At 62.5% G+C, this 22,644-nt stretch carries 19 protein-coding genes; 15 read left to right on the forward strand and 4 right to left on the reverse strand.

Annotated elements, in window-relative coordinates:
* Positions 1-171 precede the first annotated feature (171 nt).
* The 6 genes from BLP10_RS13690 to BLP10_RS13715 all read left to right on the forward strand — a co-directional run bounded on the left by BLP10_RS13690 (position 172) and on the right by BLP10_RS13715 (position 7,680).
* Entirely contained in the window at positions 172-1,113 is a 942-nt protein-coding gene (locus BLP10_RS13690) for a glycine--tRNA ligase subunit alpha (protein WP_091135386.1), read from the forward strand.
* A 48-nt stretch (positions 1,114-1,161) separates the two neighbouring features.
* Positions 1,162-3,411 carry a glycine--tRNA ligase subunit beta gene (gene glyS, locus BLP10_RS13695; RefSeq protein WP_091135388.1) on the forward strand — a complete coding sequence of 750 codons (2,250 nt, stop codon included), beginning with the start codon at positions 1,162-1,164 and terminating at the stop codon, positions 3,409-3,411.
* Between the two features lie 95 nt (positions 3,412-3,506).
* On the forward strand, positions 3,507-4,154 hold the full coding sequence (locus BLP10_RS13700) for a L,D-transpeptidase (protein WP_091135390.1): 648 nt from the start codon (positions 3,507-3,509) through the stop codon (positions 4,152-4,154).
* Between the two features lie 218 nt (positions 4,155-4,372).
* A complete protein-coding gene (ppdK, locus tag BLP10_RS13705; RefSeq protein WP_091135392.1) occupies positions 4,373-7,051 on the forward strand; it encodes a pyruvate, phosphate dikinase in 2,679 nt (892 codons plus the stop codon).
* Positions 7,048-7,314 (forward strand): hypothetical protein, encoded by a 267-nt coding sequence (locus tag BLP10_RS13710; protein ID WP_091135394.1) that lies wholly within the window; start codon positions 7,048-7,050, stop codon positions 7,312-7,314. Before ppdK ends, BLP10_RS13710 begins: the two co-directional genes overlap by 4 nt.
* A gap of 15 nt (positions 7,315-7,329) precedes the next feature.
* On the forward strand, positions 7,330-7,680 hold the full coding sequence (locus tag BLP10_RS13715) for a GFA family protein (RefSeq protein ID WP_091135396.1): 351 nt from the start codon (positions 7,330-7,332) through the stop codon (positions 7,678-7,680).
* A gap of 279 nt (positions 7,681-7,959) precedes the next feature.
* Here BLP10_RS13715 and BLP10_RS13720 read toward each other — a convergent pair whose 3' ends face one another.
* Positions 7,960-8,361 (reverse strand): hypothetical protein, encoded by a 402-nt coding sequence (locus BLP10_RS13720; protein ID WP_091135398.1) that lies wholly within the window; start codon positions 8,359-8,361, stop codon positions 7,960-7,962.
* A 178-nt stretch (positions 8,362-8,539) separates the two neighbouring features.
* Positions 8,540-10,513 carry a calcium-binding protein gene (locus BLP10_RS13725; protein WP_091135400.1) on the reverse strand — a complete coding sequence of 658 codons (1,974 nt, stop codon included), beginning with the start codon at positions 10,511-10,513 and terminating at the stop codon, positions 8,540-8,542.
* Between the two features lie 153 nt (positions 10,514-10,666).
* Between BLP10_RS13725 and BLP10_RS13730 the strand changes: the two genes are divergently transcribed.
* The 4 genes from BLP10_RS13730 to acuI all read left to right on the forward strand — a co-directional run bounded on the left by BLP10_RS13730 (position 10,667) and on the right by acuI (position 15,281).
* Positions 10,667-11,503 carry a helix-turn-helix domain-containing protein gene (locus BLP10_RS13730; RefSeq protein WP_091135600.1) on the forward strand — a complete coding sequence of 279 codons (837 nt, stop codon included), beginning with the start codon at positions 10,667-10,669 and terminating at the stop codon, positions 11,501-11,503.
* A 98-nt stretch (positions 11,504-11,601) separates the two neighbouring features.
* Entirely contained in the window at positions 11,602-12,822 is a 1,221-nt protein-coding gene (locus BLP10_RS13735) for a cell wall hydrolase (RefSeq protein ID WP_244510528.1), read from the forward strand.
* Between the two features lie 130 nt (positions 12,823-12,952).
* Complete coding sequence (locus BLP10_RS13740; RefSeq protein WP_091135404.1) at positions 12,953-14,206, forward strand: MFS transporter; 1,254 nt, start codon at positions 12,953-12,955, stop codon at positions 14,204-14,206.
* 88 nt (positions 14,207-14,294) lie between these two features.
* Positions 14,295-15,281: an acrylyl-CoA reductase (NADPH) gene (gene acuI, locus BLP10_RS13745; RefSeq protein WP_091135405.1), complete on the forward strand. Its 987-nt coding sequence runs from the start codon at positions 14,295-14,297 to the stop codon at positions 15,279-15,281.
* Here acuI and BLP10_RS13750 read toward each other — a convergent pair.
* Positions 15,245-16,210, reverse strand: a complete 966-nt coding sequence (locus BLP10_RS13750) for a LysR family transcriptional regulator (protein WP_091135603.1) — start codon at positions 16,208-16,210, stop codon at positions 15,245-15,247. The genes acuI and BLP10_RS13750 overlap by 37 nt on opposite strands.
* A gap of 166 nt (positions 16,211-16,376) precedes the next feature.
* Here BLP10_RS13750 and wrbA point away from each other — a divergent pair, with 166 nt between their 5' ends.
* Positions 16,377-16,979: an NAD(P)H:quinone oxidoreductase gene (gene wrbA, locus BLP10_RS13755; RefSeq protein ID WP_091135407.1), complete on the forward strand. Its 603-nt coding sequence runs from the start codon at positions 16,377-16,379 to the stop codon at positions 16,977-16,979.
* A 20-nt stretch (positions 16,980-16,999) separates the two neighbouring features.
* Here the strand turns inward: wrbA and BLP10_RS13760 are convergent, their stop codons facing one another.
* The gene (locus tag BLP10_RS13760; RefSeq protein WP_425286956.1) at positions 17,000-17,974 is read right to left on the reverse strand and encodes an L-threonylcarbamoyladenylate synthase; all 975 of its coding nucleotides are present in this window, start codon (positions 17,972-17,974) and stop codon (positions 17,000-17,002) included.
* A gap of 119 nt (positions 17,975-18,093) precedes the next feature.
* On the opposite strand from BLP10_RS13760, the gene BLP10_RS13765 reads away from it, so the two are divergent.
* The 4 genes from BLP10_RS13765 (at position 18,094) to BLP10_RS13780 (ending at position 22,582) form a co-directional block, all read left to right on the forward strand.
* The gene (locus BLP10_RS13765) at positions 18,094-19,872 is read left to right on the forward strand and encodes an acyl-CoA dehydrogenase family protein (protein ID WP_091135412.1); all 1,779 of its coding nucleotides are present in this window, start codon (positions 18,094-18,096) and stop codon (positions 19,870-19,872) included.
* A gap of 4 nt (positions 19,873-19,876) precedes the next feature.
* On the forward strand, positions 19,877-20,728 hold the full coding sequence (locus tag BLP10_RS13770) for an SDR family oxidoreductase (protein ID WP_091135414.1): 852 nt from the start codon (positions 19,877-19,879) through the stop codon (positions 20,726-20,728).
* Positions 20,729-20,767: 39 nt separating this feature from the next.
* Positions 20,768-21,763 carry a magnesium transporter CorA family protein gene (locus BLP10_RS13775; RefSeq protein WP_091135415.1) on the forward strand — a complete coding sequence of 332 codons (996 nt, stop codon included), beginning with the start codon at positions 20,768-20,770 and terminating at the stop codon, positions 21,761-21,763.
* Between the two features lie 69 nt (positions 21,764-21,832).
* Entirely contained in the window at positions 21,833-22,582 is a 750-nt protein-coding gene (locus BLP10_RS13780; protein ID WP_091135418.1) for an SOS response-associated peptidase, read from the forward strand.
* The last annotated feature ends 62 nt before the right edge of the window (positions 22,583-22,644 follow it).

Genomic DNA, 22,644 nt, shown 5'->3' on the forward strand with positions numbered 1-22,644 from the left:
GTGGGGAGGAGTGGGAGGTGGGGGTGCTGGCGCTGAACTGGACCAGCGTGGCACTTGCACCCCCACCCCTAACCCTTCCCCACAAGGGGGAGGGGAATATGTGCGGCGCTTGACTTGAAGCCCCCATCATCCCAAGGGTTCGCTCAAGATTTTCAAAGACCGGACGCTCTCATGACCAGCGAACCCGCGCACATGAATCCTGCGCGCTCTTTCCAGGGCCTGATCCTCACGCTCCAGCGCTATTGGGCTGAACAAGGCTGCGTCATCCTGCAGCCCTATGACATGGAAATGGGCGCAGGCACCTTCCACCCGGCGACGACATTGCGGGCTCTGGGTCCCAAGCCTTGGCGTGCAGCCTATGTGCAGCCCTCCCGCCGCCCCAAGGACGGCCGCTACGGCGAGAACCCCAATCGCCTTCAGCATTATTACCAGTTCCAGGTGATCCTGAAGCCGAACCCCCCGAACTTGCAGGAGCTCTATCTCGGTTCGCTGAAGGCCATCGGCATCGACACCTCCCTGCACGACATCCGTTTCGTCGAGGACGATTGGGAGAGCCCGACGCTGGGCGCCTGGGGCCTCGGTTGGGAATGCTGGTGCGACGGCATGGAAGTCTCGCAGTTCACCTACTTCCAGCAGGTAGCGGGTTTCGAGTGCTCGCCGGTTGCGGGCGAGCTGACCTACGGCCTCGAGCGCCTTGCCATGTATCTGCAGGGCGTGGAGTCGATCTACGATCTCAACTTCAACGGCCAGGACGGCGACCGGAAGGTCACCTACGGCGATGTATTCCTGCAGGCCGAGCAGGAATATTCGCGTCACAACTTCGAATACGCCGACACGGAAATGCTCTTCCGCCACTTCCGCGACGCGGAAGCCGCCTGCCGCAAATATCTCGAAGCGGGCGAGCCGAAGGACGGCTCCAACGACAGCCGCCATCTCATGGCACTGCCGGCCTACGACCAGTGCATCAAGGCCAGCCACATGTTCAACCTGCTCGATGCGCGCGGCGTGATTTCGGTCACCGAGCGCCAGAGCTACATCCTGCGCGTCCGCGAACTGGCGAAAGCCTGCGGCGCGGCATGGCTGAAGACCGAGGGCGGGGGCGTGGCTGCTTAAGCACCGCGCGCTCACCCGTTCCCTCAACACGTAAGTTTCATATCTCCCATGCCCGATCTTCTCCTTGAACTCTTTTCCGAAGAAATCCCCGCCCGCATGCAGCGCCGTGCGGCGGAGGATTTGAAGAAGCTTGTGACCGATGCGCTGGTGGAGCGCGGCTTCCTCTACGAGGGAGCGCAGGCCTTCGCCACGCCGCGCCGTCTCGCGCTCACCATCATGGGCCTGCCCATCAAGGGCCAGGATGTGCGCGAGGAGCGAAAAGGGCCGCGCGTGGGTTCGCCCGACGCGGCGATCCAGGGCTTCCTGAAAGGGGCGGGGCTCGCTTCGCTCGACCAGGCGAAGATCGAGAGCGATCCGAAGAAGGGCGAGTTCTACGTCGCTATCATCGAGAAGCCCGGCCGCGCCACCACGGATGTGCTGGCTGAGATCCTGCCGCAGATCATCAAGAATTTCCCCTGGCCGAAATCCATGCGTTGGGGCGCGGCTTCGGCTGAAGCCGGCAGCTTGCGCTGGGTGCGTCCGCTGCAATCGATCCTCTGCACCTTCGGACCCGAGACGGAAGATCCGGAAGTGGTGCGCTTCGAGGTCGACGGCATCACCTCGGGCGATGTCACCTATGGCCACCGTTTCCTCGCGCCGGGTGAAATCCGCGTGAAGCGTTTCGACGATTACGTCCCGGCTCTCGAGCGCGCGAAGGTCGTGCTCGATGCGGATCGCCGCAAGGACATGATCCTGCACGATGCGAAGGATCTCGCCTTCGCGCAGGGCCTCGAACTCGTCGAGGACGAAGGCCTGCTCGAAGAAGTCGCCGGACTCGTGGAATGGCCCGTGGTGCTCATGGGCTCGTTCGATGAAGCCTTCCTCGACATTCCGCCCGAAGTGATCCGCACTACCATCCGCGCGAACCAGAAATGCTTCGTGCTGCGCGATCCTGCGACCGGCAAGCTCGCCAACAAGTTCCTGCTCACGTCGAACCTCATCGCCAGCGATGGCGGCAAGACCATCGTCGGCGGCAATGAGCGCGTGGTGCGCGCCCGCCTCTCCGACGCGAATTTCTTCTGGAAGACGGACCAGGGCGTGAAGCTGGAGGATCGTCTCGAAAAGCTGAAGAGCATCGTGTTCCACGAAAAACTCGGCACGCAGTTCGAGCGTGTGGAGCGCATCGCGGCGCTTGCCAAGGAGCTTGCACCCATCGTCGGCGCAGACCCCGCAATGGCCGAGCGCGCCGCGCGTCTCGCCAAGGCCGATCTCGTCACCGAAATGGTCGGCGAGTTCCCCGAGCTGCAGGGCCTGATGGGCCGCTACTACGCGACGCTGCAGGGCGAGAACCCATCCGTCGCCGCTGCCATCGAAGAACACTACAAGCCGCTTGGGCCCTCCGACCGCGTGCCGACCGATCCGGTGTCGGTGGCCGTGGCGCTCGCCGACAAGATCGACACGCTCGTCGGCTTCTGGGCTATCGACGAGAAGCCGACGGGGTCGAAGGATCCCTATGCGTTGCGTCGTGCTGCGTTGGGCGTGATCAGGTTGGTGCTCGAGAACAATATGAAGTTGTCTGTCTCGGAGCCGAGTTTCCATGCGAGCGCCATGCACGATTTTGCAAAATACCTTCGCACTCGCTCCGATGAACTCTCGGACATGGAAACCATAGCTGAGAAGATGGGCAGTGAGGAGCTTGAAGCGTTCGCAGAAAAGCTCGCAGGTGGAACCAAGGCAATCGTACTGGATGATGCACGAGAGGCATTCGGCAATAGAGGGTTGGTTGCTGACCTCCTCTCCTTCTTCGCCGATCGTCTGAAGGTCTATCTCCGCGATCAGGGCGCGCGCCACGATCTCATCGATGCCGTGTTCGCGCTCGAAGGCCAGGATGACCTGCTCATGGTCGTCCGCCGCGTGGAGGCGCTGGGCCGCTTCCTCGATACGGAGGACGGGGCGAATCTGCTCGCCGGCTATCGCCGCGCGGCCAACATTCTGCGCATCGAGGAGAAGAAGGACGGGCGCACCTACAATGAAGCTCCCGATCTCCAGATCGTGAACGATCAGGGACAGATCGAGGAGAAGGCGCTTGCGGTGGTTCTCCACCAGGCGCGGGAAGAGGCGGCTGCCGCTGTCGCCAACGAGGATTTCGAGGGTGCGATGCGCGCTTTGTCCCGCCTGCGCCAGCCTGTGGACGCGTTCTTCGACAAGGTAACCGTGAATGCCGAGGATCCGGCCCTTCGCGCCAACCGCTTGCGCCTGCTCAACAGCATCCGTGAGGCGACCCGTACGGTGGCCGATTTCTCCCGGATTGAGGGATAGTAGAGTTAATTCCCATTAAGGTGTTGCATGAGGGGCACAGCCAAAGGCCCCTCAGAGGCCTAGGTAGTCGGCAACACCTTTTCGGTAGACTCACCATGTTCCGACGCCTGCTTCTCGGCGCTGTCCTCAGCGCCTCCCTCTCCGCCTGCCAAACCGCCCAGCAGCCCGCGCCCGTCCAGGCCGCGGCAACTGACGATGCGGCGTGGTATATCGGCTCCATGCCCGACAAGCCGTTCGACGTTCCGCTCGTCGACCGCCGGCTCATGGATGCGAAATACGCCAAGCAGACCGTGAACTACGATGGGCCCGAAAAGCCTGGCTCCATCGTGGTCGATATCGACGAGCGCATGCTCTATCTCATCCAGCCCGACAAGAAAGCGATTCGCTACGGCGTCGGCGTCGGCAAGCAGGGCTTCTCCTGGAAGGGCGTGGCCTCCGTCGGCCGCAAGGGCGTATGGCCGTCCTGGCGCCCCACCAAGACCATGAAGGGCATCAACCCCGACCTGCCGGAGCACCGCGAGGCCGGGCTCGACAACCCGCTCGGCGCGCGCGCGCTGTATCTTCACCAGAATGGCGCAGACACTCTCTTCCGCATCCACGGCACCAACGAGCCCTGGAGCATCGGCGAGCAGGTCTCTTCCGGCTGCGTACGCATGCTCAACGAGGATATCGTCGATCTCTACGAGCGCGTTCCCGTCGGCGCCACGGTCTATGTGAAGCGCAATGGGCGCTATCGCGTCTGATATTCAATTGCAGAGCTTCAAAAATGGCCGGGCATGTCCCGGCCATTTTTATTTGCAGAATGATGTTCTTGGCGAGGAGATCTCCCCTAGATTGACCTCCATTGAGCCCTCATATGCAACAAAGGAACCTTGGCTGTTCAGCTTGCGTTTGGGCACTAGATGTTTCAAGCCAAAACCTGCGCTGCAGCAGGGCGTGTGACGAGCCAAGGGATCTAGCGATGACGCAGTGGGTATATACCTTCGGAGACGGCAAGGCCGAAGGCCAGGCGGGAATGAAGAACCTGCTTGGGGGCAAGGGGGCGAACCTCGCCGAGATGTCCAATCTGGGATTGCCGGTCCCCCCGGGCTTCACCATCACCACGGAAGTCTGCACCTATTACTATGACCATGGCCGTTCCTATCCGCAGGAGCTTAAAAGCCAGGTCGAGAACGCTCTGGACTTCGTGGGCAAGCTCACGGGCCGCACCTTCGGCGATGCCGCCAATCCGCTGCTCGTTTCCGTCCGCTCCGGCGCGCGCGCATCGATGCCGGGCATGATGGACACGGTGCTCAATCTCGGCCTCAACGACGTAACCGTCGAGGCGCTCGCCAAGGGCGCGGGCGACGAGCGCTTCGCCTATGATTCCTACCGCCGCTTCATCACCATGTATTCCAACGTGGTGCTCGATATCGGCCACCATCACTTCGAGGAAGTGCTCGACGAGTACAAGGACCGCAAGGGCTACACCCTCGACACGGACATGACGGCTGAAGACTGGAAGGCCATTCTCCCGCGCTACAAGGCGCTGGTCGAGAAGGAGCTCGGCAAGCCGTTCCCGCAGGACCCGCAGGAGCAGCTCTGGGGCGCCATCGGCGCCGTGTTCGGTTCCTGGATGAACAGCCGCGCTATCAAGTACCGCGAACTGCATGCCATCCCTGCCAGCTGGGGCACGGCGGTGAACGTGCAGGCCATGGTATTCGGCAACATGGGCGAGACCTCCGCCACCGGCGTCGCCTTCACCCGCAATCCATCCACCGGCGAGAAGGAGCTCTACGGCGAGTTCCTCATCAATGCGCAGGGCGAGGATGTGGTGGCCGGCATCCGCACGCCGCAGGACATCACGGAAGCGGCCCGCATCGCCTCCGGTTCCGACAAGCCTTCCATGGAAAACGCGATGCCGCAGGCCTATGCCGAGCTGGTGCGCATCTACGGCATTCTCGAGAAGCACTACCGTGACATGCAGGACATGGAATTCACGGTGGAGAAGGGCAAGCTCTGGATGCTCCAGACCCGCAACGGCAAGCGCACCGCGAAGGCTGCGCTCCGCATCGCGGTGGAGCTGGCCTCCGAAGGCCTGATCACGCAGGAAGAGGCGATCACCCGCGTCGAACCTGCGGCGCTCGATCAGCTGCTACATCCGACCATCGATCCCAAGGCCGAGCGCAAGATTCTCGCATCGGGCCTTCCCGCTTCTCCAGGCGCCGCTTCGGGCGAGATCGTGTTCAATTCGGACGATGCTGAAGCTGCGAAGAAGGCAGGCCGCAAGGTCATTCTCGTGCGTGTCGAAACCTCGCCGGAAGACATTCACGGCATGCATGCCGCCGAAGGCATTCTCACCACCCGCGGCGGCATGACCTCGCACGCAGCCGTCGTGGCGCGCGGCATGGGCAAGCCCTGTGTCTCCGGCGCTGGCTCGATCCGCGTGGACTACGCCAAGCAGACCATGACGGTGGCAGGGCAGACGCTGAACAAGGGCGACGTGCTCACCATCGACGGCTCGAACGGTCAGGTGCTGCTCGGTCAGGTGAAGATGCTGGAGCCGGAGCTCTCCGGCGAGTTCGCAACCCTCATGGGCTGGGCCGACAAGGTGCGCCACATGAAGGTGCGCGCCAATGCGGAAACGCCGCTTGATGCCAAGACCGCCCGCACCTTCGGCGCGGAAGGCATCGGCCTGTGCCGCACGGAGCACATGTTCTTCGAAGGCGACCGCATCGTGGCGGTGCGCGAGATGATCCTCTCCGACGACGAAGCCGGACGCCGCGCTGCTCTCAGCAAGCTTCTGCCCATGCAGCGCAAGGACTTCGTGGAGCTGTTCACGATCATGAGCGGTCTGCCGGTCACGATCCGCCTGCTCGATCCGCCGCTGCACGAATTCCTGCCGCATACGGATGCGGAGATGGAGGAAGTGGCGAAGTCGATGAACACTTCCGCCGACAAGTTGAGGCACCGCGCCCGCGAGCTGCACGAGTTCAATCCGATGCTCGGCTTCCGCGGCTGCCGTCTTGCCGTAGCCTATCCCGAGATCGCCGAGATGCAGGCGCGCGCAATCTTCGAGGCGGCCGTGGAAGCGGGACGTGCGACGGGCAAGCCCGTCGTGCCGGAGGTCATGGTGCCGCTCGTCATGACGAAGCCGGAACTCGACCTTGTGAAGGAGCGCATCGTCGCCATGGCCGAGGCCGTGGCGAAGGAAAGCGGAGTGGCGGTCGAATATCAGGTCGGCACGATGATCGAGCTGCCGCGTGCGGCGTTGCGCGCGGGCGAGATCGCGGAATCGGCGGAGTTCTTCTCCTTCGGCACCAACGACCTCACGCAGACCACGCTCGGCATCTCGCGTGACGATGCTGCGTCTTTCCTCGGTCCGTATACCCAGAAGGGCCTGCTGCCCGCCGACCCGTTCGTGACCATCGACCAGGAAGGCGTGGGCGAGCTGATCAAGCTCGCCGTCGAACGCGGCAAGAAAACCCGCAGCAACATCAAGCTCGGGATCTGCGGCGAACATGGCGGTGATCCGGCCTCGATCCATTTCTGTCAGCAGACAGGATTGGATTACGTGTCCTGCTCGCCGTATCGCGTGCCGATCGCGCGCCTCGCGGCAGCGCAGGCCGCGCTCGGCAACAAAGCAGCGAGCCAGGCATGATGGCCTTGTCGCGCGTGAAGCTTCTCTACATCGGGGCGGTGCTGGTTTCCGGCATCGTCATCGGTTTCGTCGTTCGAAGCAGGCCCGAGTGGCAGCAGCTGGCCGTGCCGCCGGCTGCATGGCCCTTCGCGGTGTCGCTCGTCATCGATCTTGTCATCGGCCAATTGGCGGCTCAAGGTAAGACCGAGCCGCTCACCATGGGCGACCGCTTCGTCGCGGTGATCGGCGCGGGGCTCATCGTGACGCTGATGACGGCGTTGTAAACGCGGGGGACGGATATGGCGCTGCACAAGGGATCATGCCATTGCGGCAAGGTGGCATTCGAGGTCGAGACCGACCTTTCCCAGATCATCGAGTGCAATTGCTCCATCTGCCGCAAGAAAGGCTATGTGCTCACCTTCGCGCCGCGCAGCGCATTGAACGTGCTCCGCGGCGAGGAGCACCTGTCCACCTACACCTTCAACACGCACACCATCCGCCATCGCTTCTGCGCTTCGTGCGGCACGGCAACCTTCGGCGAGGGGCAGCAGCCGGGCGGCGAGCCGATGGCCGCCATCAATGTGCGATGCCTGGACACGGTGGAGTTCTCCGAGGTGAAGCCTACCCCGTTCAACGGCAGGGACAGGTAGTTCCGTAAGCTCTTCGACACTTCTCACGTTACGGCGTCGTCTCGAACGGCGTCAGCCGAGCTGGATCGTTCTAAAACGGGGCGCGTGTTTCCCTCCCCCTTGTGGGGAGGGTCAGGGTGGGGGTGCGAGCGCTGAACTGGACCAGCGTAACGCCGACCCCCACCTCCAACTCCTCCCCACAAGGGGGAGGAGGGTTCCCGTGCCATTCTTCTCATGCGATCCCGGGTTTTGCTCAGCGGCCCAGGATGACGCGTTTGTCCGTGTCGTGAAGGCAATGTCTTAGATCGCTGCAGCATTTGATCGACGCAGGCCTACGATCTGAAACTCCGCATACATCAGCACGACAAGCGCCTGCATGATCACGAAGGCATAACCTGCGCTCGTGGGCGAGACCCATCCGCTGATGAGAAGCAGCAGGCTGTCGGCTACCCAAAGAATGTTGCCGGCGATTACGGCCCACACGAGGCCCCTGTGCATCTGCTCGCGCAGTCCAAGCCACGCAAGCAGCGCCATGTAAGGCAACAGAACCGCACCCGCGATGCGCAGCAGCATCTCCGGCAAGCCGAGCAGCTGGCTCAATGGCCCGGCAGCAAGCAGCATCAGCAGCCCGAACGCACCGCTCGTGGTGGCGTCCGCCAGCAGGGCCTGGCGAAGAAGCGGGGAGGGGTGGATCGTCGTCATGGCAGGTTCCTTTCAAAGCGCGGTCGGTCATCCAACCGGCTCGAAGGATCGTGTAGATGGAGAAGGCAGTCGATTACGTGTCAGGTAACGATGAGTGATGATCATGAGAAACGGGCCGCTCCTGAGAAGCAGCCTGCCGTTTGTCTCTTGAGATCAACCTGAGATGATGTGCCCGTCTTTAGATGACGAGGAAGTCGGAATATTTGAGGTTCAGGTTCTTCTTCACCTTGGCGAACTCCACCGCCTTCTTGCCGCCCGAGCCGTCTGCGTCATAGGACAGGACGCCGGTCTTCTTGTTGTAGACGATGTGGTCGTTGCGGTCCTGCGCCTTGTCGATGGAGAAGAACTTCTTGTTCAGCTTGCCTGTCTTCTTCAGCTTGGTGAAGATCGCGTTCTCCAGGTGGATCTTGTCCTCCTTGAGCTTGAAGTCGCTGATCGTGTCGAAGTTCACCTTGCGGTCCGTCTTGTGCGTGCCGAGCTTTCCGGCAAACACAAATGCGTCCTTGCCCTTGCCGCCGACAAGCACGTCATTGCCGTAGCCGCCTGACAACGTGTCGTTGCCGAGTCCGCCATCGAGCCGGTCCTTGCCGTCAGCGCCGGTGAGCGCATTGGCTAGGCCATTGCCGGTGAAGCGGAGCGCGGACGATCCGAAACCGGTGAGATTTTCCAGTTCGGCGCCGAGAGCATAGCTGATGGAGGCGATGACCGTATCGGTGCCGCCGCCGGCGAGTTCCGTCACCTGATCGCCAGCGCTATCGACGTGGTAGGTATCGTTGCCGAGGCCGCCGGTCATCGTGTCGATGCCGGCGCCGCCATCGAGAATGTCGTTGCCGGCTTCGCCCCTGAGCGTGTCGTTGCCGGCGGCACCGCTCAGCGTGTCGTTGAAGGCTGATCCGTAGTAGTCATCGTTGCCAGCGCTGCCAGGGACGGAAACACCTACCGTGCGGCCATCCACGATCTGGCCAATCACAGCGTAATCGCTGATACCATTGAACAATGGTGAGGTCACAACGATCCGACCGTCTGCGAAGGTTGAGATGTCGAGAGTCGCAAAGAGATCAATGTCGATTGGACCGGCGATCTTGGTATTGCTGCTGGTCCTGTTGCCATCGGCATCGAAGAAGGCCACTCCGACATCCATTTTGCCGAACTTGCTCGGATCTGTTTCTGTCGTCGACACGAGCACGACGGCGAAACCTCCGTTGGACAGCGCAGTCACATCGGAGATAATTTGAAGCGGTGCATCAGAGCCGTAGACGCTGAACTCCGCACCGGACTTGCTTCCGTCCGCGTTAAAAATCTGTGCCTTGCTGGAATAGCTTATTCCGGTAGAGGTGCCTTCAGCCGACAACCAAGTGACAACGAAGCGGCCATCTGAAAGCTTTGTCGTCTTCGGAACATCTGATAGTACCTGTGCATTTGAAACAAGAAACTCGCCCGACGGCTCTCGCCCATCCGTGTAGAAGTTCCTGCCATAGACGAGTGTGTCGTTTACGCTGTACGATCGATAGAACACGGTGTAGCCATTTCCCGACGCTACGACGGCTGGAGTGGCCTGATGACGCTCATTTGCCGTATTGGCCAGAACCTCTGCGCCGGACTGGAAGCCTCGGGCATCGAAGGCCTGAGCCCTGACATCGAAATTGCTGAAGCTGTTGCTGTTATCCTCGAAGGCGACGACGAATCCTCCATTCGCAAGAGCAGCGATTGAAGGCGCATTCTGCGAGCCAGTCTGCGTGGTAACATTGACCTGAAAGTCCGCGTCGCCACCTGCTGCGCCGGTTCGGTTGAAAGCCGTGCCGTCCGCATTGAAGATGCGGGCGCGGATTCCGGAACCATCCTTATCCTCCGCGCCACTGCCGTCCGCCCAGGCGACCACGAAGCGCCCATCGTTGAGAACGGTAATGACAGCATTTTCCTGGTCGCCATCGGTCGTGGTGTTGACGACGAACTCGCCGCCTCTCTTGCTGCCGTCCGCGTTGAAAATCTGGCCACGGATGGCGTTTCCGGATGTGTCTGCGCCAGTCTGACTCGTATCAGTCCAAATGGCCACGAAGGAGCCATCGGCGAAGGTTGCGGTTTCCATGGCGAACTGTTCGCCTGCGGTCGTGCTGACGCCGAACGGATTGCCCCAAAGTGCTGGTGTGGTCATGGTCTTCCCCTGCGTAACGTTGGTTGATGAATCTTAACTATATAACATTGGGAATATCGTCGCCCTCCACTCAACGCAAGGGGCACCAGCCTCCTGGCTGTCTTTACCTCCAAGGTCATGGAACAGGCGTTCGGCCCGCGTTATGGTCCGCCTATGAGAACGACCAATCCTGTCCAGCATTTCGGCGATTACCTGCGCGAGTGGCGCCAGCGGCGGCGTATGAGCCAGATGGATCTGGCTCTCGAAGCCGAGATCTCGACCCGGCATCTGAGCTTTCTCGAAACGGGCCGTTCGCAGCCCAGCCGCGAGATGGTGCAGTTGCTCTCAGAAAAGCTCGACATGCCCTTGCGCGAGCGCAACGTGATGCTCGCCTCCGCCGGTTTCGCGCCGGTCTATCCCGAACGCTCCCTCGACGATCCGGCCTTGCAGAGCATGCGCGAGGCCATCGGTCTCGTGCTGAAAGGGCACGATCCGTTTCCGGCGCTCGCGGTCGACAGGCACTGGTCGCTGGTTGCCGCAAACGATGCGCTGTTCTCGCTTGTGCACGGTGTCGATCCCGCGCTGCTGAACCCACCGGTCAACGTGCTGCGCCTGAGCATCCATCCGGCAGGCCTCGCGCGGCGCATCGTGAATTTCTCGGAATGGCGCGATCATCTCATCGCACGCCTGCATCATCAGGTGAACGTAACGGGCGATGCAGTGCTCTCCGCGCTCATCGAGGAATTGCGCTCCTATCCGATCCCCGATGCCGCCAGGCGCTCGCCATCCTCGAAGGCCGATCATGCGAGCATCGTCGTGCCTCTGAAGCTGATGACGGAGGAGGGCGTGCTCACTTTCTTCAGCACGACGACGGTCTTCGGTACGCCCGTGGACGTGACCCTCTCGGAACTCGCCATCGAGGCGTTCTTCCCCGCTGATCCGGAGACAGGGAGCGCGTTGCGGCGCATGGCCGAGAAGCGGCAGGCCGCCGCAGGGGCGCAAGCAGTTTAAGGCTCTGTCTTAACCACCCATCAACCTTAACCCGCGATAACCATAAGCAATGGAAGCCTTCTGTTCGATGCTTCCCTTCTGTTTGAGTGGGTGTTCGCGTGCGTCTTCGGAATCGTCGCTCTCGGGTGAAATGGATCTGCGCCACCACCGCGCCCTGGGCGCTGGCGACCGGCCTTCTGATCTCGTTCACCGCTGCCGCCAGCAACGACCCGCAGGCCGGTGTGAGCTTCGCGCCGCGCGGATCCCTGGCTCGCCTGACGCAGACGGCTCTCGTGCCGCCCATCACCACCTCCATCGCCGGTGGAAGATTGGATCTCGAGCGCGACGTCCTGAGATTCGTGCCGCGCTACGATCTGCCCGACCACATGCTGAATGGGATGCTTCCCAAGTCGGATCGCAAGGTTGGCGCGGTCGCTGATCCGGTCGTCGTCAGGACAGGGAAGGGCGATCCGCTCGTCGCCCCGCACATCACCCTGTCGCTGCGCGCAAGCCAATTGCGACCGGATCTCGCGCAGGTCGGCGGCTCCCGTCTTCTCTTCGGCCAGGACGAGCGTCTCCTGCCGCCCACCGTCCTCATGGAGGGGCAGCTCGAAACACCTGAGATGGAGCAGGGCTTCGAGCCTTGGGAGGCTCCCGAGTTCACCACCACGCGCCAGACCATCTCCGTGCAATCGCCCGCAGCGGCGGCAGCGGGTTCGACAGGGGCTGCCGCGAGCCTCACCACGCCGATGGTGAAGCGCGCGATCACTCTCTCGTCGACGACTCCGGCCCCGATGGAAGCGACCCCCATCGAGATCGCCGCCGCGCCTGTCTCGCCACGGCTCGACAAGAGCGGCTTCGGCACAAGCCTCGTGCCCAAGGCCGACGAACCATCGCAGCCTCGCTATGCGGACCTCATCGACCCGGACAACCTGAGCAAGGAGCAGCGCTGCCTTGCGGAGGCGGTCTACTTCGAAGCGCGCAGTGAGCCCGAAGAGGGCCAGGCCGCCGTAGCGCAAGTGGTTCTCAACCGCGTCAAGAGCGGCCTCTATCCGTCCTCGATCTGCGGGGTGGTCTATCAGAACCGCCATCGGCATCTGGCCTGCCAGTTCACCTTCGCCTGCGAAGGCAAGGCCCTGCGCACGACCGACACGGTCTCCTGGGAACGCGCCAAGCGGGTGGCGAGCGCCGTGCTCGAAGGCAAGACCTATCTCGCCGATGTGGGCGGTGCGACGCACTACCACGCAAACTACGTGCGTCCCTACTGGGCCCGCCGCCTGAAGAAGATGGACGTGATCGGCCGCCACATCTTCTACAAGCTCAAGCCTGGGCAGACCTGAGCGGGATCGCGGGCCATATCACTGCGATCCATCACGGCCGCTCATGCCGAAGCCTACAAACTTTCAATGTTTCTGATGTCAGACTTCCGCTAGGATCCGCCCTCCGATTTGCCTTTCGAGGGCTGTGCCCATGTCCGCACCCACGTCTTCTGCGCCCGCCGCTCCATCCCGCGTCTCCCCTGAAATCATCGTTCTGGCCGGTTGCCTGATCGCGTTGATCACATTCGGGCCGCGGGCTTCGGTGGGACTGTTCCAGATCCCGATGACGACGGAGTTCGGCTGGGGGCGTGACACGTTCAGCTTGGCCATTGCCTTTCAGAATCTTCTCTGGGGTGTCGGCCAACCTTTCGCGGGCGCGGTGGCGGACCGGTTCGGGGCCTTCCGGGTGCTCTGCTTCGGAGCCTTGCTCTATGCCATCGGTCTTGTGGTGATGGCCTATGCCTCGACGCCGAGCGCCCTGCATCTCGGTGCGGGCATTCTGATCGGCTTCGGCCTCTCCGGCTGCTCGTTCAATCTGGTGCTCGGCGCTTTCGGCAAGCTCCTGCCTGAGCAATGGCGTCCCATGGCCTTCGGTGCAGGCACGGCGGCAGGCTCCTTCGGCCAGTTCTTGTTCCCGCCCATCGGCAACGTTCTCATCGACTCGTTCGGCTGGCACCAAGCGCTCGTGATCTTCGCGGGTTCGGTTCTGCTCGTGATGCCGCTGGCGCTGGCGCTTGCAACCCGTCCGGGTGCGGCTGGCCAGGCGAGCGCGGCCAACGTGCCGAATCAATCCATCAGACAGGCGCTGACGGAAGCCTTCCAGCACCGGTCCTATGTGCTGCTGGTGCTCGGCTTCTTCACCTGCGGCTTTCAGCTCGCGTTCATCACCGCGCATCTTCCGGCCTATCTGAAGGATGCAGGACTCTCTGCAGCCGTGGGAGGCTGGACGCTTGCCGTGATCGGCCTTGCCAACGCCTTCGGCTCGCTCGGTTCCGGCTGGCTCTCCACGCGCATGTCGAAGCGCTGGCTCCTCGCCTGGATCTATTTCGGCCGCTCGATCGCGATTGCAGCCTTCATCCTGCTGCCCGCATCGCCGGTGACATCGATTGCCTTCGGCATCTCCATCGGCCTCCTGTGGCTTTCCACCGTGCCGCCCACATCCTCCCTCGTGATGCTGATGTTCGGCACGCGCTACATGGCCATGCTCTATGGCTTCGCCTTCTTCTCGCATCAGGTCGGCGGATTCCTCGGGGTGTGGCTCGGCGGGGAGCTGTACGAGATCTACGGCAACTACACGCTCGTGTGGTGGCTCTCGATCGCGCTCGGCATCGCCTCGGCCCTGATCAACCTGCCGATCAAGGAGCGTCCGGTCGAGCGTGGCCCCGCGCTTCAGCCGGCGGAGTAAAGCGGTAACTCGTTCGAAGGGATGAGGCGATCACGCTTGCCCTGATCTTCCCTCGCGCCAAAAATCGGTGCGAGGAGGATTCACGCTCATGGGAACGTTCAAGGCACTCGTCATCGACAAGAATGAGGCGGGTCAGTCCGTCAGCTTTCGCGATTTCAATGAGACCGATCTCATGGATGGCGATGTCACCGTCCGCGTGTCTCACTCGACGTTGAACTACAAGGACGGTCTTGCGCTCACCGGCAAGGCGCCGGTGGTGCGACGTTTTCCGATGATCCCCGGCGTCGATCTCGTCGGCACGGTCGAGGCCTCCTCCAACCCGGACTTCAAGACGGGCGATGCGGTGATCCTGAACGGTTGGGGCCTGGGTGAGACGCATCTTGGCACCTATGCGGAAAAGGTACGCGTGAAAGGCGACTGGCTGATCCCGCTGCCGGCAGGTCTTTCCCCGCAACAGGCCATGGCCATCGGCACGGCAGGCTATACGGCAATGCTCTGCCTGATGGCGCTTGAGAAGCACGGGCTTACCCCTGAGCGCGGCCCTGCGATCGTCACTGGCGCGGTCGGCGGCGTCGGCTCCGTGGCCGTGGCGCTGCTCGCGCGGGCGGGTTGGCATGTGATCGCCGCGACAGGACGGCCTGAAGAAGCGGATTACCTGAAAGGCCTCGGCGCTTCCGAGATTCTCGACCGAAGCGAGCTGACGGGCGCCGTGCGGCCGCTGGCCAAGGAGCGCTGGGCCGCCGGTGTCGATACGGTGGGTTCGATCCCGCTTGCGAACGTGATCTCGATGACGAAATACGATGGCGCGATCGCCGCCTGCGGCTTGGCAGCAGGCATGGACCTGCCTTCCACCGTGGCGCCCTTCATCCTGCGCAATGTGGCCCTGCTGGGCGTGGATTCAGTGATGGCGCCCAAGGCGCTGCGCATCGAGGCCTGGAACCGGTTGGCGCATGAACTCGATCACGGCAAGCTCGCATCCATGACCTCCACCATCTCCCTCGATGAAGTGATGGAAGCAGGGCGCAGGATCGTGGAAGGTCAGGTCAAGGGGCGTGTGGTCGTGGCTATCGCCTGATCGGTCGGCCTTCTGCCGCTGCCCTCGATCCAGCGCCGCTGCTTGGCGATCTCGGCGGCCATGAAATCCATGAAGGCGCGCACGCGCGCCGATTGGCGCAGATCCGGATGGGTGAGCAGCCACAGGCCTGCCGAGAATTCCGGATTCACGTCCGAGAGGCGCACGAGGTTCGGGCTCGCATCCGCGATGAAGCAGGGCAGGGGGCCGATGCCGATGCCGGCCTCGACGGATTCCGCAAGCCCCAGCACCGTGTTGACCTTGTAGACGATATTCTCCGGCGCCACGCGGTCGCGCACGAAGCGGGCGGCCTTGAGAGCCGCGAGGTTGTCGCCGAGCGCCACCCATGGACGGTTGTAGAGTTCAGGAGAGTTGAGATCCGTCGGCTGATGCTGATCCGGGAAATCCTCCAGCCGCCCATAGATGGCCCAGGCGATGGTGGCCACGCGTCGGCCGACGAGAGTCTCCGGCGGATCGTCCGTGGCGCGGATCGCCACATCGGCGTCGCGCTTCGACAGGTTGAGCGCCTGGTTTGCGAGCACCACGTCGAGCCGCATCTCCGGGTTGGTCTTCACGAAACGCGAAAAGAGATGCGTCAGCATATGAACGAGCAGCGTATCGTTCGTCGTCACCCGCAACTCGCCAGCGGGGGCGACGGCCTGACCCGCGAGCTTGCGGGTGAATGAGGTGACGTTCTCCTCCATCTGCTCGGCAAGGGCGGACATCTCCTCGCCGGCCGGCGTCAGCACATAGCCGGTCCGGTGCCGCTCGAAGAGCTTGACGCCGAGATTCTCTTCCATCTGGCCGAGTCTTCGGAAAACAGTCGAGTGATTGACGCCTAAACGTTCTGCCGCACCAGCAAGGCCGTTGGCCTCGGCGATAATCTTGACGAGCCTGAAGTCGTCCCAGTCGAGATGCTGTTGTTTAGCCATGTTCACTTGCATTAGTGCAATGGGAGCCCTGCATATCTAGCACTGGTTTTGCATGCTGGAAAGGTTATCTTAAGAGCATCACGTAATTGCAGAACTGTTTTGCCCAGGCTGGCTTAAAGCCGGGCCGGAACGTGCCTGCGCTCATCCCTTTCGCATTGGAGATCACATGACCAAGGTTCTTGTGCTGTATTATTCGTCCTGGGGACACATTGAGCAGATGGCCTACGCCGCCGCCGAAGGTGCGCGCGAGACTGGGGCCGAAGTGGTGGTCAAGCGTGTTCCCGAGCTCGTCCCAGACGAGATTGCCAAGGCCGCCCATTACAAGACCGATCAGAAGGCCCCCGTCGCCACCGTCGAGGAACTGCCGGAATACGATGCCATCATCTTCGGCACCCCGACCCGCTACGGCACCATGACGGCGCAGATGAAGAACTTCCTCGACCAGACCGGGGCCCTGTGGGCGCAAGGCAAGCTGATCGGCAAGGTGGGCTCGGTGTTCACCTCCACGGCGACCCAGCATGGCGGCCAGGAAGCCACGATCCTCACCACGCTGCCGGTGCTGCTGCATCATGGCATGGTGGTCGTCGGCCTGCCTTACTCGTTCCAGGGCCAGATGGGTGTCGACCAGATCCGCGGCGGCTCGCCCTACGGCGCGTCCACGATTGCCGGCGGCGACGGTTCTCGCCAGCCGAGCGAGATCGACCTCGACGGTGCCCGCTTCCAGGGCAAGCACGTGGCCCAGATCGCTGCGAAGCTCGCAGTGAAGTAAGCGCATTCAGGCGGAGCGGGTCACCGCTCCGCGGCAGCGCGCCGGAGGCGGTCGTTGATGGCCTCGCCCAGGCCCGTCTCTGGAACCGACGCGACCGCGATGGTGTGAGCGCCCGAGGCATCGAGCCGCCTGAGATACGAGAACAGATGAGCGGCGGCCTCCTTGAGGTCGCCGCTTTCGCTTAAGTTCAACGCAGCCTTGGCCTGCTCGCTTTTCGGCAGAGAAGAAGAGCCGAACAGCAATGCGGCCTCTCCAGGCTCGATGCGCGTTGCATTCAGGCGCACTTGCGCGCGCGGTGCGTAGTGCGATGCGAGCATGCCCGGCGCGAGCGGGTTCTTTTCGCCGCCCTCAAAACCGCTTTCGAGCGGCTGCCCGATCAGCGCCTCGATCGCCTCGCGCGCCACGCCGCCCGGGCGCAGCAGGCGGGGTGCGCCGCCGAGGCAGGCAACAATCGTGGATTCGACGCCCACATCCGCCGCGCCGCCTTCGACGACCGCATCGATGCGTCCATCGAGATCGCCCAGCACATGATCGGAGGCCGTTGGGCTCACGCGTCCCGAGCGGTTGGCGGATGGCGCGGCCACCGGGCGGCCGGTGGCTTTCAGCAGGGCATGGGCGAGGGGATGGGCAGGCACGCGAAGGCCCACGCTGTCGAGGCCGGCGCGGGCGAGATCGGAGATCGTACAGGTGGGCGCTACCGGCACCACGAGGGTGAGGGGGCCTGGCCAGAAGGCCTCGGCCAGCTTACGCGCGGTCTCATCGAAGAGGCCTTGCTCCTTGGCGGCCTCGAAACTCTCCAGATGGGAAATGAGCGGGTTGAAGCTCGGGCGCTCCTTGGCGGCATAGATGCCTGCCACGGCTTCCGATTGAGTAGCATCGGCCCCCAGGCCGTAGACCGTTTCGGTCGGGAACGCCACGAGGCCGCCGCGCCGCAGAATGGCCGCGGCTTCAGACAGACCGGCCTCATCGGCGGATAGACGTGCCGTCCGTAGCATTGACCCGCGATCGTTCACGTCTAAACTATTCCCTGTTTCGAGATGATACCATGGGCGGGTTTAACCGCGCGTGGTAACGCGTCAATATCCAAAAGCCATTTGCAGTGAGAGGAAATGCCATGAGCTATCGCGCGCCTGTGTCGGATATCGTCTTCACCATGCGCCATGTCGCGGGTCTGGACCGCGCCGTTGCCGATGGCCTCTATGGCGACCTCTCCGTCGATCTCGCCGAGACCATCCTGGACGAGGCCGGGCGCTTCGCCAACGATGTGATCGCTCCGCTCAACAGGGAAGGGGACAAGGCCGGTGCGAAGGTGAAAGACGGCATCGTCACCACCGCTCCTGGCTGGAAGGAGGCCTACAAGGCCTGGACGGAGGCCGGCTGGAACGCGCTTCCTGGCCCGGTTGAGTACGGAGGGCAAGGATTGCCGACGCTGCTGAACTCCGCCTGCGTCGAGATGTGGAATGCCGCCTCCATGGCCTTCGGTATCGGGCCGGTCTTGACCCATGGCGCCATCGAGGCGCTGGAGGCCCACGCCTCCGACGACCTGAAGAGCCGCTATCTCGAAAAGCTCGTTTCCGGCGAATGGACAGCTACGATGAACCTCACGGAGCCGCAGGCAGGCTCCGATCTCGCTGCGCTGCGCTCCCGCGCCGAACCTGTCGGTGACGGCACATACAAGATCACGGGCCAGAAGATCTTCATCACCTACGGCGAGCACGATCTCACCGACAACATCGTCCACCTCGTGCTCGCGCGCCTGCCCGACGCACCACAAGGCACGCGCGGCATCTCGCTGTTCCTCGTGCCGAAAGTTCTGCCCGACGGCACGCGCAACGATCTGCGCTGCCACAGTCTGGAGCACAAGCTCGGCATCCACGCCTCGCCCACCTGCACGATGATCTTCGGCGACAACGGTGGCGCCATCGGCTGGCTCGTAGGCGAGGATAACCGTGGTCTCAACTGCATGTTCACGATGATGAACAATGCGCGCTTGGCGGTTGGCCTGCAGGGTGTCGCCATTGCGGAGCGCGCTTATCAGCAGGCGCTGTCTTACGCGAATGAGCGCAGGCAGGGTCGCGCCATCGGCGCCGTCGAAGGCATGAGCCCCATCGTCGTGCATCCCGACATCCAGCGCAGTCTTCTCACCATGAAGGCGATGACCGCTGCAGCCCGCGCCATCTGCTACATGACGGCGGAAGCCATCGACCGTGCGCATCTGGAGCAGGATCCCGCTCGTGCCAAAAAGGCGCACGAACGCGCATCGCTTCTTACTCCCGTTGCAAAAGCATTCTCGACCGATATCGGCATGGAGGTTGCCTCCCTCGGCGTGCAGGTCCACGGCGGCATGGGCTTCATTGAGGAAACGGGCGCGGCCCAGCATTACCGCGATGCACGCATCGCCCCGATCTATGAGGGCACGAACGGCATTCAGGCCATCGATCTTGTCACCCGCAAGCTGCCGCTCTCCGGCGGCGAGACAGTGCATGCACAGATCGCTTCGATGCGCGCCGTCGTTACAAGGCTACTGAAGGAGAACGTCCCCGCCTTCGGCGCTACCGCCTCGCGCCTGCGCGATGCCATCGAGAGCCTGGATCGCGCCACGAGCTACATGCTCCAGGCCATTTCCTCCAACGCGCAAGGCGATGCGCTGGCTGGAGCAACGCCTTACCTTCGCCTCTTCGGTCTTGCCCAGGGCGGTGCGGCTCTCGCGGAAACAGCGCTTGCCGCACATGCCCTGTCAACAAGCGGCGATGCCGATCCTGCACATGCAGGCCGCATCGCGCTGTGCCGTTTCTTCGCGGAAAACATCGCGGTCGGTGCGAAAGGACTGGAGGACACGGTCCTCGGTGGCGCGGGTTTCCTGCAGGATGCAACCCTGGCACTGGCGAGCTGATATCATGAGCCTCAAGGGAAAGACTCTCTTCATTACCGGCGCTTCGCGCGGCATCGGTCTCGCCATTGGCCTACGGGCCGCCCGGGATGGGGCGAATGTGGTGATCGCGGCCAAGACCGCCGAACCGCATCCCAAGCTCCCCGGTACCATCTACACGGCTGCGGAGGAGATCGAGAAGGCTGGCGGCAAGGCGCTGCCGCTTGTTGTCGATGTCCGCGACGAGGCGGCGGTGAGTGGCGCAATCGAGAAAACCGTCGAGACCTTCGGCGGTCTCGACATCGTGGTCAACAATGCCAGCGCCATCAGCCTTACGCCCACAACGATGACCGACATGAAGCGCTTCGATCTGATGCATCAGATCAACACGCGCGGCACCTACATGGTCTCGAAATACGCAATTCCGCATCTGGAAAAGGCCGAGAACCCGCACATCCTCATGATGTCGCCGCCCCTCGATATGAAGGAGAAATGGTTCGCGCCGCACCTCGCCTACACCATGGCGAAATACGGCATGAGTCTCTGCGTGCTCGGGCTTGCCGGTGAGCTGCGTCCGAAGGGCATTGCCGTCAACGCGCTCTGGCCGCGCACGACGATTGCGACGAGCGCCGTGAAGAACCTGCTCGGGGGCGACGAGATCGTGCAGGCCAGCCGCACGCCGGAGATCCTCTCCGACGCGGCCTATGCCATCTTCCAGAAGCCTGCCAGGAACTTCTCGGGACATTTCCTCATCGACGACGTCTTCTTGAGTGAGGAAGGCGTGACGGATTTCGAGAAGTACCGTGTCGATCCGACGAAGCCGTTGATGCCTGACTTCTTCGTGCCCGACGATATTCCACCGCTGAAACAAACATCATAAAGGTCAGGCGATCACTCACCTGATGAGGCGGAGACGGCTATGATCTTGATCCACAGGCCGGCGCAGGCGGTCAATCCCAAGGGGGAATCCCTCGACCGTTTCGTGCTGCCGGAAGGGGAGCCGATACCTCCGGATGCCATCTGGGTCGACCTGATCGATCCCAGCCGTGACGAGGACAAGCTCGTCGAGCATCACCTCAACATCGAAATTCCGACCCGGGAGGAGATGGCGGATATCGAGCCGTCCGAAATCCTCTACCATGAGAACAATGCCCGCTACATGACCGCGCGTGTTCTCTGCAGCTCGGACACCGACAACCCCAAGCTCATCGATGTTTCCTTCATCCTGACCGAGCAGGCGCTCGTGACCGTGCGCTATGGTGAGCCGCGTTCCTTCAGCATGTTCATGTCCCGCGCCGGGAAGCCGGGTGGATGCCGTCACCAGCCGGAGGCGGTTCTCGATGGCCTCGTCGAGGCGATCATCGACCGCGCCGCAGAAATTCTCGGTACCGTGGGGCAGCACATCGATCGCCTTTCGCAAGCGATCTTCGAGAACGAGAAGAAGGGCAAGCGCCGAACCGCGTCATTCCGTGCCGCCTTGAAATCCATCGGGCGCAAGGCTGACGTGATCTCGAAAGTGCGCGAGAGCATGGTATCGGTCGAGCGTCTTCTCCTGTTTCTCTCCGCAAGCATGCCGCGCCCTCAAAAGACGCGCGGCTATCAGGCTGAATGGCGCACGGCCTTGCGGGACGTTCAGTCCATCGAGGAACATGCGACCTTCCTATCCAGCAAGGTGCAGTTCCTGCTCGATGCCACGCTCGGCCTCGTCTCCATCGAGCAGAACGATATCATCAAGATCTTCTCGGTGATGTCCGTCATCTTCTTGCCGCCGACGCTCGTGTCGTCGCTCTACGGCATGAATTTCAGGCTCATGCCGGAGCTGAACTGGGAATACGGTTATCTCTGGGCCATAGGCCTCATGATCTCGGCCGCTGTCGTTCCCTATCTCTTTTTTCGCTGGAAGCGCTGGCTATAGGAATAGTAATTTCTTGCTCCGTGGCATGGCCGCTTCCTTGCGGCATGACGGAGAGATGAAGGACGTATCATGTGCGGGCGCTATGCCATCACTCTCCCTCCAGATGTTTATCGGGATTTCTACGGGTATTCGGAGCAGCCGAACTTTCCTCCGCGCTATAATGTGGCCCCAACGCAGCCTGTGCCGATCGTATTGGAGGATCGCGGCGAACGGCATTTCATGCTGGTGCGTTGGGGTTTCCTGCCGTCCTGGGTGAAGGACCCTAAGGACTTTCCGCTCGTCATCAATGCGCGCGGCGAGACGCTTGAGACGAAGCCCACCTTCAAAGCGGCGCTCAAGCGCCGGCGCTGCATCTTCATGGTGGATGGCTTTTATGAATGGCGTCGCGACGGCCGGGAAAAGACGCCGTTTCTCATTCGGCCGCGTAGCCGCAAGCCGCTGCCGATGGCGGGCTTGTGGGAAACCTATTCCAGCCCCGACGGCTCGGAGATCGACACGGCCGCCATCGTGACGACGGATGCGAACGGCACCATGTCCGCTGTGCACGACCGCATGCCGGTGATCCTTTCGGAAGAGAACATCGCTGCCTGGCTCGACGTGAGCGATGAGCGTGCGAGTGTCATGAATCTGGTAAGGCCATGTCCGGACGACTGGCTTGATCTGGTGCCCGTCTCGAGCCGTGTGAACAAGGTCGAGAATGACGATGCCGACCTCATGGAGCCTCTCACTCACCCGGAACCGGCGCCGGTGCGCCAAACCAAGCCGAAGGCAAAGAAGCCGCTTTCCAGCGATGAGGATGACCAGGGCAGCCTGTTCTAGGCGCATCCGCAAGCGCTGACCAAGCAAGACGCTATGATGTCTTCTTCAGCCTCCATGACTGT

Origin of the sequence: Microvirga guangxiensis (assembly GCF_900102135.1) — a bacterium.
Classification (GTDB): domain Bacteria; phylum Pseudomonadota; class Alphaproteobacteria; order Rhizobiales; family Beijerinckiaceae; genus Microvirga; species Microvirga guangxiensis.

Coding starts and splice junctions, on each gene's coding strand:
- BLP10_RS13690 (WP_091135386.1), top strand. CDS start 172: ATGACCAGCGAACCCGCGCACATGAATCCTGCGCGCTCTTTCCAGGGC.
- glyS (WP_091135388.1), top strand. CDS start 1,162: ATGCCCGATCTTCTCCTTGAACTCTTTTCCGAAGAAATCCCCGCCCGC.
- BLP10_RS13700 (WP_091135390.1), top strand. CDS start 3,507: ATGTTCCGACGCCTGCTTCTCGGCGCTGTCCTCAGCGCCTCCCTCTCC.
- ppdK (WP_091135392.1), top strand. CDS start 4,373: ATGACGCAGTGGGTATATACCTTCGGAGACGGCAAGGCCGAAGGCCAG.
- BLP10_RS13710 (WP_091135394.1), top strand. CDS start 7,048: ATGATGGCCTTGTCGCGCGTGAAGCTTCTCTACATCGGGGCGGTGCTG.
- BLP10_RS13715 (WP_091135396.1), top strand. CDS start 7,330: ATGGCGCTGCACAAGGGATCATGCCATTGCGGCAAGGTGGCATTCGAG.
- BLP10_RS13720 (WP_091135398.1), bottom strand. CDS start 8,361: ATGACGACGATCCACCCCTCCCCGCTTCTTCGCCAGGCCCTGCTGGCG.
- BLP10_RS13725 (WP_091135400.1), bottom strand. CDS start 10,513: ATGACCACACCAGCACTTTGGGGCAATCCGTTCGGCGTCAGCACGACC.
- BLP10_RS13730 (WP_091135600.1), top strand. CDS start 10,667: ATGAGAACGACCAATCCTGTCCAGCATTTCGGCGATTACCTGCGCGAG.
- BLP10_RS13740 (WP_091135404.1), top strand. CDS start 12,953: ATGTCCGCACCCACGTCTTCTGCGCCCGCCGCTCCATCCCGCGTCTCC.
- acuI (WP_091135405.1), top strand. CDS start 14,295: ATGGGAACGTTCAAGGCACTCGTCATCGACAAGAATGAGGCGGGTCAG.
- BLP10_RS13750 (WP_091135603.1), bottom strand. CDS start 16,210: ATGGCTAAACAACAGCATCTCGACTGGGACGACTTCAGGCTCGTCAAG.
- wrbA (WP_091135407.1), top strand. CDS start 16,377: ATGACCAAGGTTCTTGTGCTGTATTATTCGTCCTGGGGACACATTGAG.
- BLP10_RS13760 (WP_425286956.1), bottom strand. CDS start 17,974: ATGCTACGGACGGCACGTCTATCCGCCGATGAGGCCGGTCTGTCTGAA.
- BLP10_RS13765 (WP_091135412.1), top strand. CDS start 18,094: ATGAGCTATCGCGCGCCTGTGTCGGATATCGTCTTCACCATGCGCCAT.
- BLP10_RS13770 (WP_091135414.1), top strand. CDS start 19,877: ATGAGCCTCAAGGGAAAGACTCTCTTCATTACCGGCGCTTCGCGCGGC.
- BLP10_RS13775 (WP_091135415.1), top strand. CDS start 20,768: ATGATCTTGATCCACAGGCCGGCGCAGGCGGTCAATCCCAAGGGGGAA.
- BLP10_RS13780 (WP_091135418.1), top strand. CDS start 21,833: ATGTGCGGGCGCTATGCCATCACTCTCCCTCCAGATGTTTATCGGGAT.